General features: G+C 72.8%; 15 protein-coding genes, 1 tRNA gene, 1 other RNA gene and 2 pseudogenes. 14 read left to right on the forward strand and 5 right to left on the reverse strand.

From position 1 onward, the window contains the following. Window positions 1–55: 55 nt before the first annotated feature. The 4 genes and pseudogenes from ABWO84_RS07105 to ABWO84_RS07120 form a co-directional block, all read left to right on the forward strand. Window positions 56–1,003: pseudogene (locus ABWO84_RS07105) on the forward strand (pyridoxal-phosphate dependent enzyme); the annotation flags it as partial. A gap of 84 nt (window positions 1,004–1,087) precedes the next feature. Then, window positions 1,088–2,245 (forward strand): cystathionine gamma-synthase, encoded by a 1,158-nt coding sequence (locus ABWO84_RS07110; RefSeq protein WP_353113822.1) that lies wholly within the window; start codon window positions 1,088–1,090, stop codon window positions 2,243–2,245. Window positions 2,246–2,498: 253 nt separating this feature from the next. Further along, the gene (locus ABWO84_RS07115; protein ID WP_353113998.1) at window positions 2,499–3,728 is read left to right on the forward strand and encodes a multidrug effflux MFS transporter; all 1,230 of its coding nucleotides are present in this window, start codon (window positions 2,499–2,501) and stop codon (window positions 3,726–3,728) included. A 75-nt stretch (window positions 3,729–3,803) separates the two neighbouring features. Beyond that, on the forward strand, window positions 3,804–5,036 hold the full coding sequence (locus ABWO84_RS07120) for a GNAT family N-acetyltransferase (protein WP_353113823.1): 1,233 nt from the start codon (window positions 3,804–3,806) through the stop codon (window positions 5,034–5,036). 110 nt (window positions 5,037–5,146) lie between these two features. Here the strand turns inward: ABWO84_RS07120 and ABWO84_RS07125 are convergent. Then, window positions 5,147–5,234, reverse strand: a tRNA-Ser gene (locus ABWO84_RS07125). Window positions 5,235–5,353: 119 nt separating this feature from the next. Between ABWO84_RS07125 and ABWO84_RS07130 the strand changes: the two genes are divergently transcribed. From ABWO84_RS07130 to trhO, 3 genes and pseudogenes are all read left to right on the forward strand, one after another. Continuing rightward, entirely contained in the window at window positions 5,354–5,719 is a 366-nt protein-coding gene (locus ABWO84_RS07130; protein ID WP_353113824.1) for an HNH endonuclease, read from the forward strand. Next, window positions 5,716–7,065, forward strand: a complete 1,350-nt coding sequence (locus tag ABWO84_RS07135; protein WP_353113825.1) for an LssY C-terminal domain-containing protein — start codon at window positions 5,716–5,718, stop codon at window positions 7,063–7,065. The genes ABWO84_RS07130 and ABWO84_RS07135 overlap by 4 nt, the downstream gene beginning before the upstream one ends. 40 nt (window positions 7,066–7,105) lie before the next feature. After that, window positions 7,106–8,000 (forward strand): annotated as a pseudogene (gene trhO, locus ABWO84_RS07140) (oxygen-dependent tRNA uridine(34) hydroxylase TrhO). A 29-nt stretch (window positions 8,001–8,029) separates the two neighbouring features. Here trhO and ABWO84_RS07145 read toward each other — a convergent pair. The 4 genes from ABWO84_RS07145 to ABWO84_RS07160 all read right to left on the reverse strand — a co-directional run bounded on the left by ABWO84_RS07145 (window position 8,030) and on the right by ABWO84_RS07160 (window position 15,406). Continuing rightward, on the reverse strand, window positions 8,030–10,234 hold the full coding sequence (locus tag ABWO84_RS07145; RefSeq protein ID WP_353113826.1) for a transglutaminase TgpA family protein: 2,205 nt from the start codon (window positions 10,232–10,234) through the stop codon (window positions 8,030–8,032). Then, on the reverse strand, window positions 10,227–11,411 hold the full coding sequence (locus tag ABWO84_RS07150; RefSeq protein WP_353113827.1) for a DUF58 domain-containing protein: 1,185 nt from the start codon (window positions 11,409–11,411) through the stop codon (window positions 10,227–10,229). The genes ABWO84_RS07145 and ABWO84_RS07150 overlap by 8 nt, the downstream gene beginning before the upstream one ends. Before the next feature lie 2 nt (window positions 11,412–11,413). Beyond that, complete coding sequence (locus tag ABWO84_RS07155; protein ID WP_353113828.1) at window positions 11,414–12,397, reverse strand: AAA family ATPase; 984 nt, start codon at window positions 12,395–12,397, stop codon at window positions 11,414–11,416. A gap of 81 nt (window positions 12,398–12,478) precedes the next feature. After that, a complete protein-coding gene (locus ABWO84_RS07160; RefSeq protein ID WP_353113829.1) occupies window positions 12,479–15,406 on the reverse strand; it encodes a DEAD/DEAH box helicase family protein in 2,928 nt (975 codons plus the stop codon). Between the two features lie 69 nt (window positions 15,407–15,475). On the opposite strand from ABWO84_RS07160, the gene ffs reads away from it, so the two are divergent. From ffs to ABWO84_RS07195, 7 genes are all read left to right on the forward strand, one after another. Beyond that, an RNA gene (gene ffs / locus ABWO84_RS07165) (signal recognition particle sRNA small type) lies at window positions 15,476–15,572 on the forward strand. 41 nt (window positions 15,573–15,613) lie between these two features. After that, a complete protein-coding gene (locus ABWO84_RS07170; protein ID WP_353113830.1) occupies window positions 15,614–16,210 on the forward strand; it encodes a rhomboid family intramembrane serine protease in 597 nt (198 codons plus the stop codon). Next, on the forward strand, window positions 16,207–16,878 hold the full coding sequence (locus ABWO84_RS07175) for a hypothetical protein (protein ID WP_353113831.1): 672 nt from the start codon (window positions 16,207–16,209) through the stop codon (window positions 16,876–16,878). Before ABWO84_RS07170 ends, ABWO84_RS07175 begins: the two co-directional genes overlap by 4 nt. Window positions 16,879–16,936: 58 nt before the next feature. After that, window positions 16,937–19,051 carry a phosphate acetyltransferase gene (pta, locus tag ABWO84_RS07180; protein WP_353113832.1) on the forward strand — a complete coding sequence of 705 codons (2,115 nt, stop codon included), beginning with the start codon at window positions 16,937–16,939 and terminating at the stop codon, window positions 19,049–19,051. Next, a complete protein-coding gene (locus ABWO84_RS07185) occupies window positions 19,048–20,280 on the forward strand; it encodes an acetate/propionate family kinase (protein WP_353113833.1) in 1,233 nt (410 codons plus the stop codon). The genes pta and ABWO84_RS07185 overlap by 4 nt, the downstream gene beginning before the upstream one ends. Window positions 20,281–20,386: 106 nt before the next feature. Next, a complete protein-coding gene (locus tag ABWO84_RS07190) occupies window positions 20,387–21,136 on the forward strand; it encodes an HAD-IA family hydrolase (protein WP_353113834.1) in 750 nt (249 codons plus the stop codon). After that, window positions 21,133–23,607 (forward strand): glycoside hydrolase family 65 protein, encoded by a 2,475-nt coding sequence (locus tag ABWO84_RS07195; RefSeq protein WP_353113835.1) that lies wholly within the window; start codon window positions 21,133–21,135, stop codon window positions 23,605–23,607. Before ABWO84_RS07190 ends, ABWO84_RS07195 begins: the two co-directional genes overlap by 4 nt. Window positions 23,608–23,716 lie beyond the last annotated feature (109 nt).

Raw genomic sequence — 23,716 nt, forward strand, 5'->3', positions numbered from 1 at the left:
GCCGGATGTCGAAACACACCTCGGCATCCGGCATCCGTGAACGTAGCCTGGGCACATGCGATACGCGGACTCCATCGTCGACCTCGTCGGCGGCACGCCCCTGCTCAAGCTCGGCCGGGTGACCGAGGGCGTCGCGTGCACGGTGCTCGCGAAGCTCGAGTACCTGAACCCCGGCGGCTCCTCGAAGGATCGGATCGCGGGCCGGATCATCGACGCCGCCGAGGCCTCCGGAGCCCTGCGTCCCGGTGGGACGATCGTGGAGCCGACCAGCGGCAACACCGGCGTCGGGCTGGCGCTCGTCGCCCAGCAGCGCGGCTACCGGTGCGTCTTCGTGGTGCCGGACAAGGTGGGCGCCGACAAGATCGACGTACTGCGCGCCTACGGCGCCGAGGTCGTCGTGACGCCGACGGCCGTCGAGCCGGACAGCCCCGAATCGTACTACAGCGTCAGCGATCGGCTGGTGCGGGAGATCCCCGGGGCGTTCAAGCCCAACCAGTACGACAACCCGAACGGCCCGCGCAGCCACTACGAGACGACCGGTCCGGAGATCTGGCGCGACACCGACGGCGCGATCACCCACTTCGCGGCGGGCATCGGCACAGGCGGGACGATCACCGGAACCGGGCGGTATCTGCGGGAGGTCTCCGGAGAACGGGTGCAGATCGTGGGCGTCGACCCGGAGGGGAGCATCTACTCGGGCGGCCCCGTGCACTCCTACTTCGTCGAGGGCGTCGGGGAGGACATGTGGCCCGGCACCTACGATCCGTCGGTGCCGCACCGGATCGAGCGCGTCGGCGACGCGGAGTCGTTCGCGATGACCCGCCGGCTGGCGCGCGAGGAGGGGCTGCTCGTCGGCGGATCGAGCGGCATGGCGGTGGCGGGCGCGCTGCGCGTGGCCCGCGGGCTGCCGTCCGAGGCGGTGATGGTCGTGCTGCTGCCCGACGGCGGGCGCGGCTATCTCGCGAAGATCTTCGACGACGAGTGGATGCGCGGCCACGGCTTCGAGGCCTGACGCGGGACGTAACAGGATGCCCGGCCGCCATCGGGGCGGGCGTAGCGTGAGAACACCGCCGATCGAGGAGAGACCATGAGTGACCGCGCCTTCGCCACCCGCGCCATCCATTCCGGGCAGCAGGCCGACCCGGTGACCGGGGCGATCATCCCGCCGATCTACCAGTCGTCCACGCACGTGCAGGACGGCATCGGCGGCTTCCGGGGCGGCTACGAGTACAACCGGGCGGGCAACCCCACGCGGGACTCCCTCCAGACCCAGCTCGCCGCGCTGGAGGGCGGCGTCGCCGCGCTGTCGTTCGCGTCGGGGCTCGCCGCGGAGGACGCGCTGCTGCGCGGAATCCTGAGGCCCGGCGACCACGTGCTGCTCGGCAACGACGTGTACGGTGGCACCTACCGCCTGCTCACGACGGTGCTGGCGCCGTGGGGGATCGCCACGACGACCGCTGAGCTCTCCGACCTCGACGCCGTGCGCGCGGCGCTGCGGCCCGAGACGAAGATCGTGTGGGTCGAGACCCCCAGCAACCCGCTGCTGAAGATCGTCGACATCGCCGCCGTCGCCGAGATCGCGCACGCCGCAGGCGCGGCCGTCGTGGTGGACAACACCTTCGCGTCGCCCGCCCTGCAGCAGCCGCTGTCGCTCGGCGCCGACCTCGTGGTGCACTCGACCACCAAGTACCTCGGCGGCCATTCCGACGTGCTCGGGGGCGCGGTGGTCTTCGGCGACGACCGGTTCGTCGAGCCGGTGACCTTCCAGCAGTTCGCCGTCGGCGCGGTCTCGGCGCCGCTCGACGCCTGGCTGACCACCCGTGGCATCAAGACCCTCGACGTGCGGGTGCGCCGCCACAGCGAGAACGCCCTCGCGATCGCAGAGTGGGCCGTCGACCGCCCCGAGTTCGGCGAGGTCTACCATCCGGGCCTCTCCTCGCACCCCGGACATGAGATCGCCGCGCGGCAGATGAGCGGCTTCGGCGGGATGCTCTCGCTGGGCCTGGCCGCAGGCCCCGAGGCGGCGCGCGCCTTCGCCGAGTCCACCGAGCTGTTCCAGCTGGCGGAGTCGCTGGGAGGCGTCGAGTCGCTCATCGGCTACCCGCCCGAGATGACCCACGCCTCGGTGCGCGGCACGGCGCTCGCGGTGCCCGAGAACGTGGTGCGCCTCTCGGTGGGCATCGAGGACGTCGCGGACCTGATCGCGGATCTCGAGCAGGGCCTCGCCCGCATCGCCTCCCGCTGATCGCTCCGCCCGGGCGCTGATCCGGGATGCGGCACGGCGACGCCGGGGGATACGATGGAGGATTCCTCGTCGAATCGTTTCGGCGTGAGCCGCCCCCGTCCCCGGAAACGCCGTGACCGAACACACCCCTGACGAGACCGCCTCCCTGCGCACCCCGACCGGCAGCATCCGCGCGATCACCGACACCATCCGCACGTCGTCGTCCACGGGCGCGATCCGTACGCTCGGCCCCGACCCGCGGACCGCGCCGATCATGCTGCACCCGGGCGACGCGATCGCGACGGGGCGGAGGGTGCTCTACATCATCTTGCTCGGGGCGCTGACGGCCCTCGGCCCGTTCACGATCGACCTCTACCTGCCCGCGTTCCCCGTGTTGGAGGAGGACTTCCAGACGACGGCGGCGATGATCCAGCTGACCCTGACGGGCACGATGATCGGGTTCGCGATCGGTCAGCTCGTCGTCGGGCCGCTGAGCGACAAGGTCGGACGCCGGGTGCCGCTCATCGTCGTCACCGGGGTGCACGTGCTCGCGAGCGTGGCGGCCGCCCTCGCGCCGAACCTCGTGCTGCTCGGCGGGGCCCGGGTGCTCATGGGCGTGGGAGCCGCGGCGGGCGGGGTGGTGGCGATGGCGATCGTGCGCGACCTGTTCGGAGGGCGGCGGCTCGTGGTGATGCTCTCCCGCCTCGCGCTCGTCTCGGGCGTGGCCCCCGTGGCCGCGCCGCTGATCGGCTCGTGGCTGCTCACCGTCATGTCCTGGCACGGCATCTTCGTGGTGCTCGCCTGCTACGGCGCCGTGATGCTCGTCGCCGCGATCGCGCTGATCCCCGAGACGCTCCCGAGGGAGCGCCGGCAGGAGCGGGGCACCACGACCGCCTGGGAGCGCTACCGCAGCGTGCTCACCGACCGGGTCTTCCTCGGCGTGCTCGTCATCGGCGGGATGACCTTCTCGGGGCTCTTCTCCTACCTCGCCGCGTCGCCGTTCCTGTTCCAGCAGACGCACGGGCTCGACGCGCAGCAGTACGGGCTGCTCTTCGCGGCGAACTCGGTCGGCGTCGTGGCCGGGGTGCAGACGGCGTCCCGTCTCGCCGCCCGGTTCGGGCCGCAGTGGGTGCTCGCCGTGTCGACCGCGACGCTGCTGCTCTCCGGTGTCGCGATCATCGTCTGCGATCAGCTCGGCCTCGGCCTGTGGGGCACCCTGGTGCCGCTGTTCCTGTTCATGACGTCGTGCGGCTTCAGCTTCCCGTGCGTGCAGGTGCTGGCGCTCGACCGGCACGGCAAGGCCGCCGGCACCGCGGCGTCGATCCTCGGCGCCAGCAACAACGCCGTCGCCGCGCTCATCTCGCCGATCGTCGGCTGGATCGCCAAGGACGCCGGGATCACGGCGACGACGATGGCCTCGGTGATGGCCGGATGCGCGGTGGTCGCGATCCTCTCCCTGTGGTTCGTGGTGCGGCCGCGGACCGTCGGGATGCTCGCGCCCTGACGCCTCCGCGCGCTCGGCGCCCACCCGCGGGGCCCGGCGCAGGGGCCTCCCATGCGCTTCGGGGAGAATGGGCGGATGACCAGGCGGCGCGCAGCGATCACGGGAGCGGCGCTCCTCGTGGTCGCCGGCGTGCTGGGCGTCTTCGCCGTGGCGCTGCTGCACGGCACCGTGAACCCGGTCGACGAGGCCTGGAACAGGCTGATGGTGCAGGGGCGGCAGCCGCTGGTGCTCGACGCAGCGCGCGTGCTCGACGCGATCGGCGGCGGAGTGATCGCGGTGTTCGTGATCCCGCCGGCCATCGCGCTGACCCTCCTGGCGCTGAGGCGCTGGAGGGAGGCGCTGTTCTCGATCGCGGCGTTCGCCGGCAGCGCGCTGTTCGTGCAGCTGCTCAAGCAGCTCTTCGGCAGGGACCGCCCTGCCGATCTGCTGGTCGCCTCGGACTACGGTTCATTCCCGTCGGGGCATACGGCCAATGCCGCGACGATCGCCATCGTGCTCTGGCTGGTCCTCCCGAGGGCGTGGGTGGCGATCGCGGGCGGGGCGTGGACGGTGCTCATGGCGCTCTCGCGCACGGCGCTCAGCGTGCACTGGCTGACAGACACGATCGGCGGCGCGCTCGCCGGTGCGGCCGCGGGCCTTCTCGTCGCCGCCGTGCTGTGGCGCTGGCTACGCTGGGAGCATCGTCCGTCGTCGAAAGAGAACGCCATGTCCGTGATCCGCCCGTACCGTCCCGCCGACCGCGAGGCGCTGTACGACGTGTGCGCGAGGACCGCCGACGCGGGCGGCGACGCCACCGGCATCCTCACCGACGACCGGCTCTGGGGCGACGTCTGGTCGGTGCCCTACGCCGAGCGCGACCCGGGGCTGTGCTGGGTGGTGGAGTCGGAGGACGGGCGCGTGATCGGCTACATCGTCGCGACCGACGACACCGACGCCTTCGAGACGTGGTTCCGCGACGCGTGGTGGCCGGGAAGGGCGGGGGAGTACCCCGCGGAGACCCCGGACAACGATCGGCAGACCGGGGTCATCCGCTACGCGTCGAACCGCGGCCCCGGCAAGGAGGCCGTGGCCACCGAGTACCCGGCGCATCTGCACATCGACCTCCTGCCGGAGACGCAGGGCCAGGGGCTCGGGAGGCGACTGGTGGACACGCTCTTCGCCGAGCTGCGTCGCCGGGGCGTGCGCGGTCTGCACCTCGGCACCAGCCTCGAGAACCCCGGCGCGATGGCGTTCTACCAGCGGATCGGCTTCGACCGGCTGGACGGACCGGAGGGGTCCGTCCTCTTCGGTGTCCGGTGGGGGAGCTGACCGCGACCCACGTCGGCGGTGAATTCGGCGTGCGCTGGCGAAGGCCGGTCATCGCGGTGCTCGAATGAGCCGGAGATGACGAAGGCCCCGCATGCGCGGGGCCTTCGATCTGGCGGTGACGGAGGGATTCGAACCCTCGGTTGCTTGCACAACACACGCTTTCCAAGCGTGCTCCTTCGGCCGCTCGGACACGTCACCAAGGAACAACCTCACCATCCTATCCGATCCGCGGGAGTGCCCCGTGCGGCGCATCACCGGATCGGCGGCGATCCGCGCGGCGGGCGGGGAAGCGCCGGCCCCGGCGATACCGTCGGGGCATGCCCGTGAGCCAGACCCGCAGAGCCCGCGCCTCCCGCCGCCGGGCCCGCCGCGTCGCCGCATCGGGGAGCGACCTCACCGCCGCGCAATGGCAGCGGATCCTGGATGCCTGGGGGTGCTGCGCGTACTGCGGCGGCGACGGCGCGGCGCTCCAGAAGGACTGCGTGCTGCCGATCTCCCGCGGAGGGCGCTACACGCTGGAGAACGTCGTGCCGGCCTGCCGGTCCTGCAACGCGAGCAAGAGCAACGACGAGGTGACGTCGTGGATGCGCCGCCGGCGGCTCGACGAGCCCGCGTTCCTGCGTCGCTGGGCGGGCATCCTCGCCGGGTTCCGCGCCGAGGGCGCCGCGGAGGCGGAGGGATGACCTCGCGCTCACCGGAGGAGCCGGGGCGCCGTCGGTGGGCTCCCCGGATGCAGCAGTCGCTGCCGACCGCGACCGTGATCGACCGGATCGCCTTCCTGGTCGGCACGATCTCGGCGATCTGGCTGGCGGTGGTGATCGGGATGCAGGGCTTCCGGTACCCCTGGTCCTTCCTCGTGCTGATCCCGGTCTGGGTGATCACGGCCTACCTCGCCCTGCCGCGCCTGCACCGCCTGCTCTCCGACCTCTACGTGCCGGACTACTTCTTCGGGCGCACCAGGACCGGCGACGGACTGCTCGGCGATCCGGTCAACCTCGGCGTCGACGGCAGCCCCGCGCAGCTCGACGAGGCGATGATCGCGGCGGGCTGGCACCGAGCAGACGAGATCACGGCGGCCTCGACCTGGCGCATCATCACCTCGACGATCACCCGGCGCAGCTATCCGACCGCCCCGGTGTCGCCGCTGATGCTCTTCGGACGCCGGCACGACGTCGCCTACCAGCAAGAGGTCGAGGGCAACCCCAAGCAGCGGCACCACGTGCGCTTCTGGCACACGCCTCCCGGGTGGCTCCTGCCGGGCGGGGCGCGCACCGACTGGATGGGCGCCGGCACGTACGACACCGACGTCGGGCTCTCGTTCTTCACCCTGCAGGTGACCCACCGCATCGACGAGAACACCGACATCGAGCGCGACTACGTGGTGTCCTCAGTGCGTGAGGCCGTTCCCACCGCGACCGTGCGCACGCTGCACGACTTCACCACCGGGTATCACTCGCGCAACGGCGGCGGCGACCGGTTCGTCACCGACGGTGATCTGCCGATCCTCGACCTCACCGGCGTCGCGGTGGACGAGGCGGAGTACGAGCGCGAGCAGGAGGCCGAGGCCGGGCCGGACCGTCCGACCGCGCACGACATCATCGATCGCATGCCGCTGACCGTCGTGGCCGCGGTGGTGCTGGTGGTCGTCAGCGCGATCTTCGAGTCGCTCAGCCTGCTCTTCGACAAGGAGGTCGCGGCGCTGCTCGCGGCGGGCGGCGAGGAGGGACGGATCGCCTACATCGTCGTGCTGGCGTTCGTGCTGGTCCTCGCGGTGCTGCAGCTCGTCATCGCACTGCTCGTGCTGCGGCGGGGACGGGGCGCGCGTCTGCTGCTGATGATCCTGCTGGTGCTCGACATCCTCACCACCGCGATCAGCTACCTCGACGGCACCGCGGCCCTGCGCTTCAACGGCACCCTCTTCTCGGCCTCTCTGCAGTGCCTCGCATTGCTCGCGCTGTCGAGCGAGTCCGCCGGCGCGTGGTCGCGCGGCCGTCGGCGCGGAGAGCTGATGGAGGAGGCCCGCCGCTGAGCGGGACGGGAGGCCTCGGAGAGGTGCATAGACTCTCCTGGTGCCCACCCCGAAGATCGTGTTGTTCTATGCGTTCGCGCCCCTCGCCGACCCCGAGGCCATCCGCCTCTGGCAGCGGGACCTCGCGCAGTCGCTGCGCCTGCGCGGACGCATCCTGATCTCCGGGCAGGGGATCAACGGCACGCTCGGCGGCGACCTGCCGGCCCTGAAGAAGTGGGTGCGGCGGTTCCGTGAGCACCCGGCCTTCGCGGACGCTGATGTGAAGTGGAGCGAGGGCACCGGCGTGGACGCCGGGGGGGTACAGCACCGACTTCCCGAAGCTCAGCGTGAAGGTGCGCGCGGAGATCGTCTCGTTCGGCGCCCCCGGGGAACTCGAGGTCGACGAGCACGGCGTCGTCGGAGGCGGCGTGCGCCTCACGCCGGAGGCGCTGCACGACCTGGTCGCGGCGCGCGGGGACGAGGTGGTCTTCTTCGACGGGCGCAATGCCCTGGAGGCCGAGATCGGCCGCTTCGCCGGAGCGGTCGTGCCCGCGACCGAGACCACCCGCGACTTCGTCGGCCTGCTCGACTCCGGCGCCTACGACGACCTCAAGGGCCGCCCGGTGGTGACCTACTGCACCGGCGGCATCCGCTGCGAGGTGCTCTCCAGCCTGATGACCGCCCGCGGATTCGGCGAGGTCTATCAGCTCGATGGCGGCATCGTCCGCTACGGGGAGAGGTACGGCGACGACGGCCTGTGGGAGGGGTCGCTCTACGTGTTCGACGGGCGCGGATCGGTGGAGTTCTCCGACCACGCCGCGGTGATCGGCGTCTGCCGCGGATGCGGTGCCCCCACCAGCCGCACCGCGAACTGTCCCGACCCGTCCTGCCGCCGCCAGTTCGTGGTCTGCGACGCCTGCGTCGCGGTGCGCTGCGCGGAGCACGCCGCCGCCTGAGCACGCCCGCGCCGTCGCGGGCCCCGGTCTCAGCCCTTCCGGCGGGGGATCAGCGACCTCGGCACGAAGAGCGCCATGGTGCGGGAACGGCTGTCGACCGAGGCGCGCATCGATCGGATGACACCGGCCAGCGGCGCCGCGAGCGATGGACCCCGTCCGGCATCGCGGGCGTAGCTGGCGCGTTCGATCGCGGTGACGATCGGTGCCGTCTCCCCGGCGTCGACGCGTCCGTCGGCGATCAGCGCCGCGGCGACCTCCCGGGCGGAGTCTGCGGAGGACACCGGGACCCCGAGGTCGATCATCGTCGACTCGATCTCCCGCCAGGCCGCGACCGCGTCGCCGTCTCCCGCCCGGCCGATCCGCCGGCGCCGCACGGCGAGCCGCACCAGCATCGGCAGCAGGAGCACGAGGACCGCGCCGGCGACGGCGAGGACCACCGGGGTCGGGTCGACGGCGCGCAGGCTCCCGCCGCCGCCCGCTCCCGCTTCCGGGTCCTTCGCCGTGGCTGAGGGCGCCGAGGTCGGTGCCGTGGTCGCGGTGGCGGTGGGCTTCGGGGCCTCCGGCGTCCCCTCGTTCCCTCCCCCGGTCGAGTCGGCGGCGAAGTCGGTCGCGACGCCGAGGGTGGCGGTCGGCTCGAAAGGGATCCAGCCGATTCCCTCGAAGTGCACCTCCGGCCAGGCGTGGAGCTGGTCGCTGTCGATCTGGTAGACGGTGTCGCCGTCGCGCTTCTGGTCGGTCGCGGTGCCGGGCAGGTAGCCCACCACGATGCGCACCGGCATGCCGAGGGTGTCGGCCATCAGGGCGAACGCCCCCGCGAAGTGCACGCAGTAGCCCGACCGCACCTCGAGGAACTTCGCGACCGCTTCCGCGCCCGTGCCGTCGAACCCGTCCTCGACCGGCGTCTCCAGCGAGTAGGTGAACTGGGAGCGGAACCAGTCCTGCAGGGCGATCAGCCGGTCGTAGTCGCTGGTCTTCCCCCGGGTGACCTCGGCCGCGGTCCTGGCGATGACCGGCGGAAGGTCTTTCGGCACCTCGGCGCGCGCCGCGCCTCCCGCCGTCGCGGCGCGGATCTGCTCGCGAGTCGGCTGCACGAGCGTCGACGTCACGGTGTAGTCCTGGCCGGCGGCGTCCTGCGTGGTCGACATCACGGTGCGGTTGTCCGGCATCGCCCGCCATCCCGACGTCGCCCCGGACACCTTCTCCGGCGCGTAGGGCACCGGAAGCCGTGAGCTGGACATGCCCACCACGCGGATCGACGTGTCGACCTTGACGGTCTTGATGTCCTCGCCCCAGTCCGCCGAGCCGAAGCCCTCGCTCAGCGGGACGAGACCTGACCGATCGGGACGCCAGACGTCGCCGTCGAAGCGGGACATCGTCGCCATGCGGAGGTAGGGGGCGGAGGCGGAGGAGGTCACCAGGGTGAGCACGGGCACGCCCTCGGGCCGGCGCAGGTCGTCGCCGAGGCGCAGGTTGGCGTCGACGACGATCGCCGGCCCGCTGCCCGGGATCGCACCGGCGATCGGCAGCACGGGGGCGAGCACGACCGCCATGGCCACCGCCGCCCCTCCGGCGACCACCGCGACGACTGGCGAGGCATTGCGGGGCGCGCGGAGGTCGTGCCGCGAGCCGTAGCGCATGAGCACCAGCACGAGCACCGCGAGGAGCACGAACCAGGGGACGTTGGCGTCGCCGAACGAGATGATCATCGGCACGACGCCGACGACCGAGACGAGCAGCACCGTGAGCAGGATCAGGCGCTGGGAGACGAGCTGGTCGACGAAGATGGCGACGACCGTGAAGACGATGCCGAGCAGCGTGGAGATCGTGAGGGTGGCCGGGATCGGTGCGACGCCCTCGACGATCTCGTGGAAGGCCTGGAACAGTCGGATGTCGACGAGGTCGATCGTCGTCTTCGTGGGGATCAGCCCGAGCAGCGCGGTCTCGCTCGCGAGCAGGGCGGTGAGCGCGGGGATCGCGACGAGCACCTGGAACAGCAGCGACAGGGGCTGCCTGCCGCGGCCGCGGACCGCCCCGCGGACGATGAGCCCGGTCGCGGCGATGACGACGACGATCATCCCTGCGGTGACGGTCCAGGCGCCGGCCTCGACCACGCCCGTGTACGGCCAGATGGCCACCGCGGACGCGGCGACCGACAGCAGAGCCGCGCCGAGGGGCGACGCCGGCGGGCGGTCGTCGCTAGGGGGCCGGTCCCGGTCCGTCCGCGCGTCAGCCACGGCGGGGCCCTGCGACGGGGAGCGCGTCCTGCCAGACGGCGGCGAGGTCGGCATCCGGCGAGAGTGGCATCGCGTGCCACCCGCCGTCGGATGCGGCCCGCACGGCCTCCTCCGATGCGCCGGCGGCGAAGAGGATCGGCGCGGCCGCGCCCGCGGGCTTGAGGGCTGCGGCATCCGCCTCGTCGATCCGCCCGGTGACGTACACCAGCGGGCCGGGAGGCGCACCGCCCACGATCGAGGCGAGGTCGCGTGCCTCGCCGCGCGGGGCGATCACGGCGAGGGCGACGAGCAGCCCGTCGCGATCGTCCTCGTGACCGCGCAGCGCACCGATCAGGTGGCCGGCGCCGTCGACCACGTCGACGCTGTAGCCGTCCTGCACGAGCCGGATCGCCGCCGAGGCGCACAGCGAGACCGCGGCCTCGAACGCCGGGTCGGCCTCCTCGCCCGGGCGCGCCCACCGCGATCCGGAGCGGTCGAGCACGACGAGGGCGTCGGGGCTCGCTTCCTCCTCCTCCTGGCGCACCATCAGGTCGCCGCGGTGTGCGGTGGCGCGCCAGTGGATGCGGCGCATGGAGTCGCCGGGCACGTAGTGGCGCGGGGTGAGGTTGTCGCTGCCCTGTCCGAGGCGGCTGGAACGCGTATGCGCGCTGCCGCCCGCGGCGCCCACCTTGACCGCGAGGGGCGCGAGGGCGACGATCTCCGGCACCACGGTGATCGTGCGCGCCTCGCCGAACTCCTGCTCCCGCTGGGCGAGTCCGAACGGGTCGACCGTGCGCAGCAGCAGCGGGCCGATCGCGGACACCCCCCTCCGCACCCCGGTCACCTGATAGCGCATCGACGCGGTGCCCCGGCCGTACTCGCCGGTCGCGTCGCCGCTCACGGAGGGCGGGAGCGCGTCGCGCCAGAGCGCGTCGGGCACGCGCAGCGCGCGCAGATCGAAGCGGACCGTCACCCGCGAGGTCTCGCCGACGGTGAGCAGATCGGTCGAGATGGTGCGGGCCACCGAGCCGCTGCGCCGGGGGAGGTGCACGACGACCAGCGAGATCAGCGGCAGCGCCAGCAGCAGCACTCCGATGTAGAGCAGGATGGCCGCCGTCGTGACGTTGGCGGCGACCATCAGCAGGACGCCGCAGATCAGGCACGCCACGCCCCGTGAGGTGAGCGGTCGACGGCGCATGGTCAGAGCCGGGCGGCCAGGGGGACGGGCACGCGGTCGAGGATCTGCGCGAGCGCCGCCTCGACCGGTTGCGCGCCCGCGCGGTGCACCCCGCGCGCCGGCAGGAGGCGGTGGGCGAAGACCGGAGCCAGGAGATCGGCGAGGTCGTCCGGGATCACGTAGTCGCGTCCGTCGAGGGCGGCGTGCACCTTCGCGGCCCGGACGAGCTGAAGGGTGGCGCGCGGGCTCGCGCCGAGGTGCAGGCTCGGCTCGGCGCGGGTGGCCTGGGCGAGGGCGACCGCATAGGCCTCGATCGCCTCGGCGACGTGCACGCGGCGCGCCCAGGCGATGAGGCGGCGCACCATCGCCGCGTCGGCGACCGGGGTCACGGCGGAGAGCGGGTTGACGGTGTCGCGCTGCCGCAGCATCAGCGTCTCGGCCGCGGCGTCCGGGTACCCCATCGAGATGCGCATCATGAACCGGTCGCGCTGGGCCTCGGGCAGCGGGTAGGTGCCCTCCATCTCGAGGGGGTTCTGGGTGGCGACGACCAGGAAGGGGTCGGGCAGCGGGTGCGTCGAGCCGTCGACCGTGACCTGCCCCTCCTCCATCGCCTCGAGCAGCGCGGACTGGGTCTTCGGCGAGGCGCGGTTGATCTCGTCGGCGATCACGATGTTCGCGAAGATCGCGCCCTGCTTGAAGGAGAACTCGCGGGCGCCCTGGTCGTAGACCGAGACGCCGGTGACGTCGCCGGGGAGCAGATCGGGGGTGAACTGGATGCGCCGCACGTCGGCGTCCACGCTCGCCGCGAGCGCGCGCGCGAGCATCGTCTTGCCGACCCCGGGGACGTCCTCGATGAGCAGGTGTCCCTCGGCGAGCAGGCAGACCAGGGCGCTGCGCACCGCGTCGGGCTTCCCGTCGATCACCGCGCCGACGGAGGCGATGATCCTCGAGGTCTGTGCGGCGAAGACGTCGGCCGTGATCTCGAGTGCGTCGTGCGGATCGTGCATGGGGCTCCCTCCGCCCGTCGGTGCGCGTGGTTCGATCGTAACCCGGGGAGGGCGGACGCGGACGGCCCGGATGCGCCGTCGTCAGCCCCAGACCCGGCTGCGGGCCTCACCGGGCGTCGCGTCCCCGGCGCTGCGCGCGGCGCGGAGCAGGAGCAGCCCCTCGGGGCCGGTCAGCTCGTGCAGTGCGCACGGTCCGACCTCCCGCTCCCACAGGTCGCGGAACGACTCGGCGTCCGCGCGTCGTCGGCCCAGCGCCCGGGGCACCGGGAGCAGCAGCCTCCCCGGGGCGAGCCGTTCGGCTGCCCGCTCGGCGAGCCTCCCGGCGCCGAGGGAGCCCCGGCCGGTGACGAGCAGGAAGCGCGGGCTCTGCGCGGGGGAGAACAGCTCGTCCAGGGCGTCGGCCACCGCCCGCCTGTCGGTCTGTCCGCCGCCGATCTCGACCCGGAAGTCGATCCCCCCGCCGGGGAGCGGCTCCTCCGCGACCGTCACCGCGTCCTCGTCGAACGCGCCGATCCGCCCGGCCTCCTGCAGTGCGCGCCCGATCGCGAGGACGGCGCCCCGGTAGACGGCCGCCGGGTGGGTGCGACCGCGCAGCGCCGCGACGACGGGGCGGACGCCGGTCGCCAGCACGGTGGCCGCTCCGGCGCAGAGGGCCGCCGCGATCACGCCGCCGGGGTTCAGCCCCAGGGGTCCCGCCGCCGCGCCGCCGCCCACGAGAGCGAGCATCGTCACCGTGGCGCCCGGGCCGAGCGCGCCGATACGCGGGCGTCGTCCGGCGAGGCGCACGGCGGTGCGTCGGGCGGCCCGGACGGTGACGCCCTCGCGCTCGTGCGGCGCGTAGGGCTCGCCGATGCGCCAGTCCGCTCGGACGCCTTCGCGGTCGCGGACCGTGCGGCTCACCTCGTCGAGGCGCTCGAGGGACGCCCCGGGCCGTTTGGAGAGCACCGCATCGAGCTCTTCCCTCGCCGCCGACGGGAGGGCCTGGGCCAGGCCGCTCACGACGCGCCGGTGATCGTCGGCGCTGAGACCCCAGAGGTGGGCGTGGCGGCGTTGCAGGCGCCGGGGCTCCGCCTCGTCGTCGAGGGCCACCGCGGGCGGGATGAGACAGGCGACCGACCAGTTGCGCGCCACCTTCTCCGGCCACTGCGGGTCGAGGCGGAGCGTGCGCCCGCGCAGCTGCTGCGTGGCCGCAGAGGTCGAGACGGTGGTGAGGTCGACCAGCGTGTTCACCGCCGGGCAGTCCCAGCCCTCGCCGAGCAGGCCCCTGGTGCCCACGAGCAGCCGCACCGACCCGCGGCTGATCATCGCGGACAGGGCGGAGACCACGCGCCCGCTGTCGCCGGGAGGCGTCCGCAGGGCCACGGTCGGCCCCGGCTCGTCGACGGCCTCGATCCGCTCGCCGAGCAGTGCGCCGAGTTCGTCCGTGAGGACCGGGGCGTCGGCGACGCGCACCCGCAGCAGGGAGGCGGTGACCAGGACCGGCCGGAGGGGAGCGAGCCGCGGGCGGGTCGCCAGCAGCTCGAAGGCGCGCACCGCCCCGGCGGCCTCGGCGTCGGCCAGGCCGCGGCTGTTCCCGTGCACGGCGAAGTCGGTGACGACCACGGCCCGCATCCGGTCGCCGTCCGGCCCGTCGAGCTCGCGCTCGAGGATGTCGGCCGCGATGAGGTCCTTCGCCGCGGAGGTCGCGAGCGTCGTCTCGATCGCGTCGCGCCCGCGTCGCAGCCCGCGGTCGGTGAGGTGGTAGCCGAAGTCGGCGAGCGAGCGGCGCACATAGTCCCACTGCGGTCGCGCTGCCGGATCGGGGAGCAGCACGGTCAGTGCGAACCGGGCGAGCACGGTGAGCAGGTCGTCGGTGGCGCAGCGTCCGAAGAGGGCGGGCGGGAGCAGCGGACCGAGCGGATGCTCCGGGGCGAGCTCCCGGAGCACGGCGCCGCACGACCGCGCGAGGGCGAAGTCGGCGGAGAGGGCCCTGTCGATCCGCGCGAGCAGCTCGACGCGGTCCGCCGTGGCGTAGGCGCCGTCGACGGGTGCCGGGTCGGCGGCGGGGTCCGGCGGGAGCAGCACCCCCTCGAGGTAGCGGATGCCGTCGACGCTGGAGAGCACCTGGGCGATCAGCTCGTGCAGCAGCCGCTCGTGCCGCCGGATGAACGCCGCCTCCTGCGGCGTGGGCGCCGTGAAGCGCACGTGGTCGCTGTAGGGCGCGAGATGCCCCTCCTTGACCACGGCCGGAGTGGGGACCTCGTAGTCGACGTCGCCGAGGAGGCCGGCGTAGTTGTCGTACTCGGTCGCGTCGTCGGGGGAGGGGAGCGTCGCGGTGAGCCCGATCAGCAGGCAGCCGCCGGCCTCCCGCATCCGCGCCGCGAGGTAGGCGACGACGAGGGCCCAGTGATCGAGCAGGTGATGGCACTCGTCCAGCACCACGGTGCGGACCCCGTGCGCCACGATCGCGTCGATCAGCGCCACGGCGTTGGGGTGCAGCACGCGCGCCAGCTGCTCCGGCCGCTGCTGCGCGAACCGCCGCCGCACCCGACGGGCACGGGCGGCGATGCCCCGCTGGTAGCGCGCGGGGTTGTCGACCGCGAGGCGGGCGAGCCAGGTCGCGGCCTCCGCGTCGGTGCGGCCGTCGGCGGCGACCTCCTCCTCCCAGAGGGCGCGGGCGAGGTCCTCGAACGGCCGCGAGTCGCCGGTGACGCTCAGTCGCTGATACGTGAGCACGGTGAGGTCGGCGAGCTCGTCCTCCGACACCTGCGCCGGGTCGGCGGTCAGCCCGCCGGCGGTCTCCGCCCACTGCCGCCGGATCGTGGTGGTGGGGGTGAGCACCACCGTGCGATGCCCCTCCCGCGCCGCGAGGAGGAGTCCCAGCAGGGTCTTCCCGGATCCGGGCGGAGCGACGATGTGCATCCGCTCGTAGGCGCCGGCGGGGAGCTGGGCGAGCACCTCCTGCTGATAGGTGCGCAGCGTGCCGGCGAAGCGCCACGGCCGCAGCGGCGTCGTCGTGGGCTCGTCCATCGCCCCGAGCGTATCGCGCGGCGGAAGGCCGCCGCGTCGCCCCGGCCCCGGGAGTCGGCTAGACTTGTCCTCGGCTCTCCGCGTGACGACATCCAGGCCAATTCCCCCAGGGCGGAAACGCAGCAAGGGTAACCGGGCTCTGCCGGGTGCGCGGAGGGCCTTCTCCGTCCTCAGGGTCCTCCGGGGCCGTGCTGTCAGGATCGTGACGTGACCACTTCCGCGACCGCCGTGCGCGCAGGGGCCTTCAGCCGGTTCCTGTCGCCCCTCGCCCTGCTCGCCCTGATGTGGGCGATCCAGCTGGTCGACAGCGTCACCCCCGACCGGTTCGCGGTGTACGGCATCCGCTCCTGGGACCTCTCCAGCGCGCCCGGGCTCGTGCTCGCACCTCTGCTGCACGCCGGGTGGGGCCATCTCATCGCGAACTCCCTGCCCTTCCTCGTGCTCGGCTGCCTGGTGGCCGTCGAGGGCACCGGCCGGTTCTGGATCGTCACCGGCGCCGCAGCGCTGGTCGGCGGCGTCGGCACCTGGCTGTTCAACATCCCCGGCACGATCACGGTCGGGGCGTCCGTCCTCGTGTTCGGCTACTTCGGCTACGTGGTGCTGCGCGTCTTCGTGCCGGGACGCGTCTCGCACCGGATCGCCTACGCCGCCATCGCGGTCATCGTCGTCGTGCTCTACGGCGGATCGATGCTCGCCGGGGTCTTCGGCGCCGCTCCGGGCATCAGCTGGCAGGCGCACCTGTTCGGGGCGATCGGCGGCGGCCTCGCCGCGCTCGCCGGGCGCTCGCGGAAGGCGCCGGAATGACCGCCGGCGGCGCGCAGGAGCGGGCGAGACGCGCGGCCGCGAGACAGCGGGCGGCGCGCCGACGTGCGAAGGCGCGCCGCGAGAGCAGTCGGAGGATGCTGCGCCGCGGTGCGATCGTCGCCGCGATCTCGGTCTCGGCCGTCGCCGGGGTGTGGCTCCTCTCGCTCGCGGCGCTGCAACGCGACCAGTCGTACTGCGCCGCTCAGCCGGCGTCGTTCCCGGCCGCGGGCATCTCCGGATGGAGCGGTGAGCAGCTCGAGAACGCTGCGACGATCATGCTCACCGCCCGGCGGCTGGGGTTCGACCGCGACGGCCAGGTGCTCGGCGTGATGACGGCGATGGGGGAGAGCTCGCTGCGCAACATCGGCCACGGCGACTGGGAGACCTCCGGGGTCACCAACCCCGACGGCAGCCGCACCAGCAGCATCGGCCTCTTCCAGCAGCAGAAGTGGTGGGGATCCGTCGCGGAGCGGATGGACCCGGCGACCGCGGCGACGCTGTTCTACGCCCGGCTCGGGAAGCTGAAGGGCTGGCGCGACATGGAGCCGTCCCACGCGATCAACCTCGTGCAGGTCAACGCCGACAAGGAGCACTACGCACGGTTCCACCACGAGGCGGCCGAGGTCGTCGACGCGCTCTCCGGACCCTGTCCCGCCGTCACCCCCTGAGCCGCTATCCCGCCCCGGGCGCGGGGCGTCCGCGGGACCGGTCGCCTAGGCTGGGACCGTGGCTCGGAGCATCTACATCACGTCGGCCGAAGGGCACACGGGCAAATCCACGATCGCGGTCGGCGTGCTCGACGCCCTCATGCGCGTCTCGCCCCGGGTCGGGGTGTTCCGCCCGATCGCCCGGTCGGCGGACGAGCGGGACGACGTGCTGGAGCTGCTCCTCGCGCACGACGGTGTGCCGCTCGCCTACGACGACTGCGTCGGCGTCACCTACGACGACATGCGGGTCGATCCCGAGCAGGCGCTGTCCACCATCGTCTCCCGCTTCAAGGCGGTCGAGGCGCAGTGCGATGCGGTCGTCGTCCTCGGCAGCGACTACACCGACGTCGCCAGCCCCGCCGAGCTCGGCTACAACGCCCGGATCGCCGCGAACCTCGGCGCCCCCGTGCTGCTCGTCCTCTCCGGGCGCGACCAGCAGCGCCGCGCCGAGCAGCTCGGGACCACGACCGCGCGCACGCCCGCCGAGGTGGGACAGCTCGCCGCGCTCGCGCTCGCCGAGCTCGCCGATGAGAGGGCCGAGCTCTTCGCCGTCGTCGTCAACCGCGCCGATCCCGGTGCGCTGGACACGACGATCGACGCGGTCCGCGCCGTGCAGCCGCATCCCACCGCGGTGTGGGCGCTTCCCGAGGATCGCGCACTGGTGGCCCCTTCGATGCGCGGCATCCTCCGGGCGGTCGACGGCCGGCTGGTGAAGGGCGACCCGGCGCTGCTGGATCGCGAGGCCTTCGACGTCGTCATCGCGGGGATGTCGATGGTCAACGTGCTGCCGCGGCTCACCGAGGGGGCGGTCGTCGTGATCGCGGCGGACCGCACCGAGGTCCTGCTCGCGACGCTCCTCGCCGCGGCGTCCGGCACGTTCCCGGACATCGCCGGAATCGTGCTCAACGGCCCCTTCGAGCTGCCGGAGCCGATCGTCACCCTGCTGGACGGCTTCTCCGCCACCGTGCCGATCGTCGCCGCCGACCTCGGCACCTTCGACACCGCGACGCGGATCATGGGCGCGCGCGGCCGTCTCAGCACCGCATCCGGGCAGCGGTACGAGCGCGCGCTCGCGCTGTTCCAGACGCACGTCGACATCACAGAGCTGAGCATCGAGCTCGGCCTGGCGGAGTCGACCGTGGTGACCCCCCTGATGTTCGAGTACGGGCTGATCGAGCGCGCCCGGGCCGACCGCAAGCGCATCGTGCTCCCCGAGGGCGACGACGACCGCATCCTCCGGGCGGCGGCGATCCTGCTCGGACGCGACGTCGCCGACCTCACGATCCTGGGAGACGAGACCGAGATCCGCGCCCGTGCCGGCGCCCTCGGCGTCGACATCTCGGCGGCGCAGATCCTCAGCCCCGTCGACCCGGGGCTCGTGCAGCGCTTCGCGGCCGAGTACGCGCGGCTGCGGGCACACAAGGGCGTGACCGTGCAGCAGGCCGCCGACACCGTCACCGACGTCTCGTACTTCGGCACGATGATGGTGCACCTCGGCCTCGCCGACGGGATGGTCTCCGGCGCCGCGCACACCACCGCGCACACCATCCGTCCCTCCTTCGAGATCATCAAGACGGCCCCCGGCGTGCAGGTCGTCTCGAGCGTGTTCCTGATGGCGCTCGCCGACCGCGTGCTGGTGTACGGCGACTGCGCGGTGATCCCCGACCCCACCGCGGTGCAGCTCGCCGACATCGCCGTCTCCTCGGCGGCGACCGCACGGCAGTTCGGCATCGACCCGCGCGTCGCGATGCTCTCCTACTCCACCGGCGAGTCGGGGACCGGTGCCGATGTCGACAAGGTGCGCGAGGCGACGGCCCTCGTCCGCGAGCGGGATCCCGGTCTCCCCGTCGAGGGCCCGATCCAGTACGATGCGGCGGCGGACGCCGCAGTCGCGAGGGCGAAGCTTCCCGACTCCGCGGTCGCCGGCCGGGCGACGGTGTTCGTCTTCCCCGATCTCAACACCGGCAACAACACCTACAAGGCCGTGCAGCGCTCGGCGGGCGCGGTGGCGATCGGCCCGGTCCTGCAGGGGCTCAACAAGCCGATCAACGACCTCAGCCGCGGCGCGCTCGTGGACGACATCGTGAACACCGTCGCGATCACCGCGATCCAGGCGCAGGAGACGACCGCATGAGGATCGTGCTCGTCATCAACAGCGGCTCGTCCTCGCTCAAGTACAGCCTGATGGACATGGACCGCGAGGAGGAGCTCGCGGTCGGTCTCATCGAGCGCATCGGCCAGGAGAACGGCGTCGCCGCGCACACCGTGCGGCAGCGCGCGGAGCCCGGTCGGCCCTCGCCGACGGTGCTCGACGCGACCTTCCGGATCGAGCAGCCCATCGCCGACCATCTGCAGGCCTTCGCGGTGATGCGGGAGATGTTCGCGGCGCACGGACCGTCGCTCGACGCCCGCCCTCCGGTCGCCGTCGGGCACCGGGTGGTGCACGGCGGAGCCCGGTTCTTCGCGCCGACGCTCATCACCCCCGACGTCGAGCGCCAGATCGGGGAGCTCAGCGTGCTCGCGCCGCTGCACAACCCCGCGAACCTGGCCGGCATCGTCGCGGCGGAGGAGGCCTTCGGCGGCGTGCCGCACGTCGCCGTGTTCGACACCGCCTTCCACCAGACGCTCCCTCCGGCCGCCTACACCTACGCGATCGACGCCGAGCTCGCCCGCGCCCACCGCGTGCGGCGCTACGGGTTCCACGGCACGAGCCACAAGTACGTCAGCGAGCAGGCGGCGGCGTTCCTCGGCCGCGACCTCGGCGCACTCCGTCAGATCGTCTTCCACCTCGGCAACGGGGCGTCGGTCGCGGCGATCGACGGCGGACGCTCGGTGGAGACCTCGATGGGCCTCACTCCGCTCGAGGGTCTCGTCATGGGCACGAGGTCGGGGGACATCGATCCCGCGGCGCTGCTGCACCTCGCGCGACGGGCGGGGCTGGGGATCGACGACCTCGACGATCTGCTCAACAAGCGCAGCGGGCTCCTCGGCCTCGCCGGGCGCAGCGACATGCGCGACGTCCTCGCCGGGCGGGAGGCGGGGGAGGAGGCGGCGATCCTCGCCTTCGACGTGTACGCGCACCGTCTGCGCGCCTATGCCGGCGCCTACATCGCCCAGCTCGGCGGCGTCGATGTGATCTCCTTCACCGCCGGCGTCGGCGAGAACGCGGCGCCCGTGCGGTCGGCCGCGCTCGCGACCCTCGGGTTCCTCGGCATCCGCATCGACGAGGAGCGCAACGCGGCCCGCGGACGCGGCATCCGGCGCATCTCCGCCGACGGCTCCGGGGTCGAGGTCCTCGTCGTGCCGACCGACGAGGAGCTCGAGATCGCACGGCAGACCCTCGGGTGCACGGGGATCGCCTGACGCGACCCGGCGATGCGGCAAGTCGTCACCTGCACGCTTCCGGCGCGCAACCTCTGCGCACTACGCTGGAGACGGTCCCGGTCCATCCGCTCACCTGGGAGGCTCCGTGCCCGAATCCCTGCCTGATCTGCGTGCCGCCGACGCCGTGCTCTTCGACCTCGACGGCGTGCTCACGCCGACCGCCGAGGTGCACATGCGCGCCTGGCAGGCCGTCTTCGACGACGTCTTCCGGCAGTGGGGCATCGAGCCCGCGTACACCGACGCCGACTACTTCGCCTACGTCGACGGGAAGAAGCGCTACGACGGCGTGGCGAGCCTGCTGCGCAGCCGCAACGTGGAGATCCCCTGGGGCGAGGTCGACGACCCGCCCGAGGCGGACACCGTGTGCGGCATCGGCAACCGCAAGAACGCGGCGTTCGCCGAGACGCTGCGCGCCGAGGGCATCGCGCCCTATCCCGGATCCCTCGCCCTGATCGAGGCGCTGCGCCGGGAGGGCGTGCCGATGGGAGTGGTCTCCAGCTCCAAGAACGCCGGCGAGGTGCTCGCCGGCGCCGGCATCCGCGACTTCTTCGCCGTGGTGGTCGACGGCCTCGTCGCCGAGCGCGAGGGGCTCGCCTCCAAACCCGCCGCCGACATGTTCCGCGCAGGCGCCGAGCGCCTCGGCGTCGACCCCGCCTCGAGCGCCGCGGTCGAGGACGCCACCTCCGGCGTCGCCTCGGCCGCGGCCGCCGGCTACCGCGACGTGATCGGCGTCGACCGCGGCGCCGGCACGGACGCCCTGCGCGCCGCCGGCGCCACCGCGATCGTCGACGACCTCGCCCGCCTCGTCCCACCCCTCACCACGGAGACCGAATGATCGACCGCCACCCCGCTGACACCTGGCGCCTCACCGAGAGCCGCTACGACGAGGGCGGCGTCTCCGAGACGCTGTTCGCGATCGGAAACGGCTACCTCGGCCTGCGCGGCAATCACATCGAGGGCCGCGGCGCGCACGAGCACGGCACGTTCATCAACGGGCTCCACGAGACCTGGCCGATCCGCCACGCCGAGCAGGCCTACGGCTTCGCCGAGGTCGGGCAGACGATCGTCAACGCCCCGGACGCGAAGATCATGCGGATCTACGTCGACGACGAGCCGCTGTCCTTCGACGAGGCGGACGTGCGCGAGTACTCGCGGGTGCTCGACATGCGCACCGGAGTGCTGGAGCGCACCGTGCTCTGGGTCACGCCCTCGGGCAAGAGGGTGCGCCTGCGCGACGAACGGATGGTCAGCTTCGACGAGCGGCACCTGGCGGTGCTGCGCCTGGACGTCGTCGTCGAGAACGCCGACGCCCCGGTCACGATCAGCAGCCAGCTGCTGAACAGGCAGGACGGCGGGACGGTCTACACGGGCACTCCCGAGGCGGCGCAGAAGACGGCGGGATTCGATCCCCGCAAGGCCGAGAAGATCCTCGAGCGGGTGCTCCAGCCGGCCGAGTACTGGCAGGACGGCCTGCGCTCGACCCTCTCCTACCGCGTCAGCGACTCCGGGATGACTCTCGCAGTCGTCGCCGACCACGTCGTCGAGACGGAGAACGAGTACAGCGCGCGCACCCTGATCGAGCCGGACATCGCGAAGAACGTCTTCCGCGTGCAGGCGAAGGCCGGTGTGCCGATCCGCATCACGAAGCTCGTCAGCTATCACTCCTCTCGGGGAGTGCCGCCGCGTGAGCTGGTGGATCGCTGCCGCCGCACGCTCGACCGCGCGGGCGTCGAGGGCGTGGAGGCGCTGTTCCGCACGCAGCGCGCCTGGCTCGACGCGTTCTGGGAGCGCAGCGACGTGCGCATCGAGGGACGCGACGACCTGCAGCAGGCCACCCGCTGGTGCCTGTTCCAGCTGGCCCAGGCCGCGGCGCGCGCCGACGGCAACGGGGTCCCCGCGAAGGGGCTCACCGGCTCCGGGTACAGCGGTCACTACTTCTGGGACACCGAGATCTACGTCCTGCCGTTCCTTACCTACACGTCGCCGCTCTGGGCGCGCAACGCGCTGCGCGCCCGCGTGCTCATGCTGCCGGCGGCGCGCCGCCGTGCGGCTCAGCTGAACGAGGCCGGGGCGCTGTTCCCGTGGCGCACGATCAACGGCGAGGAGGCATCGGCCTACTATGCCGCCGGGACCGCGCAGTACCACATCAACGCCGACGTGAGCTATGCGCTCGGCAAGTACGTGCACGCCACCGGCGACGAGGAGTTCCTGCGCTCGGAGGCGGCCGACATCGCCGTGGAGACCGCGCGCCTGTGGGCGACGCTCGGCTTCTGGCGCGGTAAGAACGGCGACGCCACCTTCCACATCCACGGGGTCACCGGCCCGGACGAGTACACCACGGTCGTCAACGACAACCTGTTCACGAACGTCATGGCCCGCTACAACCTGCGCTTCGCGGCGCGGATCGTCCGGGAGATCGAGGCGTCCGATCCGGTGGCCTACGCCGGTCTGGTCGAGCGCACCGGGCTGGATGCGGGGGAGCCGGACGCCTGGGACCGCGCCGCCGAGCGGATGCACATCCCGTTCAGCGACGGGCTCGGCATCCATCCGCAGGACTCGCTGTTCCTCGAGCGTGAGGTGTGGGATCTGGCGAACACCCCGGCGGAGCAGCGCCCGCTGCTGCTGAACTTCCACCCGCTGGTGATCTACCGGTTCCAGGTGCTCAAGCAGGCCGACGTGGTGCTCGCGCTCTTCCTGCAGGGCAATCACTTCACGGCCGAGGACAAGCTCGCCGACTTCGACTACTACGACCCGCTGACGACCGGCGACTCCACACTCTCCGCGGTCGTGCAGTCGATCCTCGCCGCCGAGGTGGGCTATCAGGACCTCGCCCAGGAGTACTTCGAGCAGGCGATCAACGTCGACCTGCGCGATCTGCACCACAACGCGGCGGACGGCGTGCACGTGGCGTCGGCCGGCGGGGTGTGGACGGCCCTCGTGTGCGGCTTCGGCGGCATGCGCGACTATGCCGGCGAGCTGAGCTTCGACCCGCGGCTGCCCTCCGACTGGCCCTCGCTGTCGTACCCGCTGCAGTGGCACGGATCGCAGCTGCAGGTCACGGTGCGGCGCGACGAGCTGACCGTGCAGGTGCGCTCCGGCGACCCGGTGTCGTTCACGGTGCGCGGCGAGGCGTTCACCGCCGCGGTCGGCGCCGACGCGGTGGTCGCGCTCGCCGACCAGGGGCCGGTGCGCCCGGGACGGCCGACGCTGCGTCAGTTCGCCGACGCCCGCCGCGACGACGGCACCCTGATGTCGCCGACGGTGCCGGTGACGTCGTCGATCCCGGTCATGGATGCGGGCGAGTAGCCCGATCGCGAGGGGCGCCCGGTCGGGACGCCCCTCGCCCTCCTCCTTCGGAGAGGCGTGCTCCGCGGGGGAGGAGGGGTGCGGTGACCGGGACCGCCGCAGTGTCGGC

Source organism: Microbacterium sp., from assembly GCF_040394595.1.
In the GTDB taxonomy this organism is placed as follows: Bacteria; Actinomycetota; Actinomycetes; order Actinomycetales; family Microbacteriaceae; genus Microbacterium.

What these genes read in the sequence shown, in the direction of transcription:
- ABWO84_RS07110 (WP_353113822.1), top strand. Translation starts at nt 1,088, where the DNA reads ATGAGTGACCGCGCCTTCGCCACCCGCGCCATCCATTCCGGGCAGCAG.
- ABWO84_RS07115 (WP_353113998.1), top strand. Translation starts at nt 2,499, where the DNA reads ATGCTGCACCCGGGCGACGCGATCGCGACGGGGCGGAGGGTGCTCTAC.
- ABWO84_RS07120 (WP_353113823.1), top strand. Translation starts at nt 3,804, where the DNA reads ATGACCAGGCGGCGCGCAGCGATCACGGGAGCGGCGCTCCTCGTGGTC.
- ABWO84_RS07130 (WP_353113824.1), top strand. Translation starts at nt 5,354, where the DNA reads ATGCCCGTGAGCCAGACCCGCAGAGCCCGCGCCTCCCGCCGCCGGGCC.
- ABWO84_RS07135 (WP_353113825.1), top strand. Translation starts at nt 5,716, where the DNA reads ATGACCTCGCGCTCACCGGAGGAGCCGGGGCGCCGTCGGTGGGCTCCC.
- ABWO84_RS07150 (WP_353113827.1), bottom strand. Translation starts at nt 11,411, where the DNA reads ATGCGCCGTCGACCGCTCACCTCACGGGGCGTGGCGTGCCTGATCTGC.
- ABWO84_RS07155 (WP_353113828.1), bottom strand. Translation starts at nt 12,397, where the DNA reads ATGCACGATCCGCACGACGCACTCGAGATCACGGCCGACGTCTTCGCC.
- ABWO84_RS07160 (WP_353113829.1), bottom strand. Translation starts at nt 15,406, where the DNA reads ATGGACGAGCCCACGACGACGCCGCTGCGGCCGTGGCGCTTCGCCGGC.
- ABWO84_RS07175 (WP_353113831.1), top strand. Translation starts at nt 16,207, where the DNA reads ATGACCGCCGGCGGCGCGCAGGAGCGGGCGAGACGCGCGGCCGCGAGA.
- ABWO84_RS07185 (WP_353113833.1), top strand. Translation starts at nt 19,048, where the DNA reads ATGAGGATCGTGCTCGTCATCAACAGCGGCTCGTCCTCGCTCAAGTAC.
- ABWO84_RS07195 (WP_353113835.1), top strand. Translation starts at nt 21,133, where the DNA reads ATGATCGACCGCCACCCCGCTGACACCTGGCGCCTCACCGAGAGCCGC.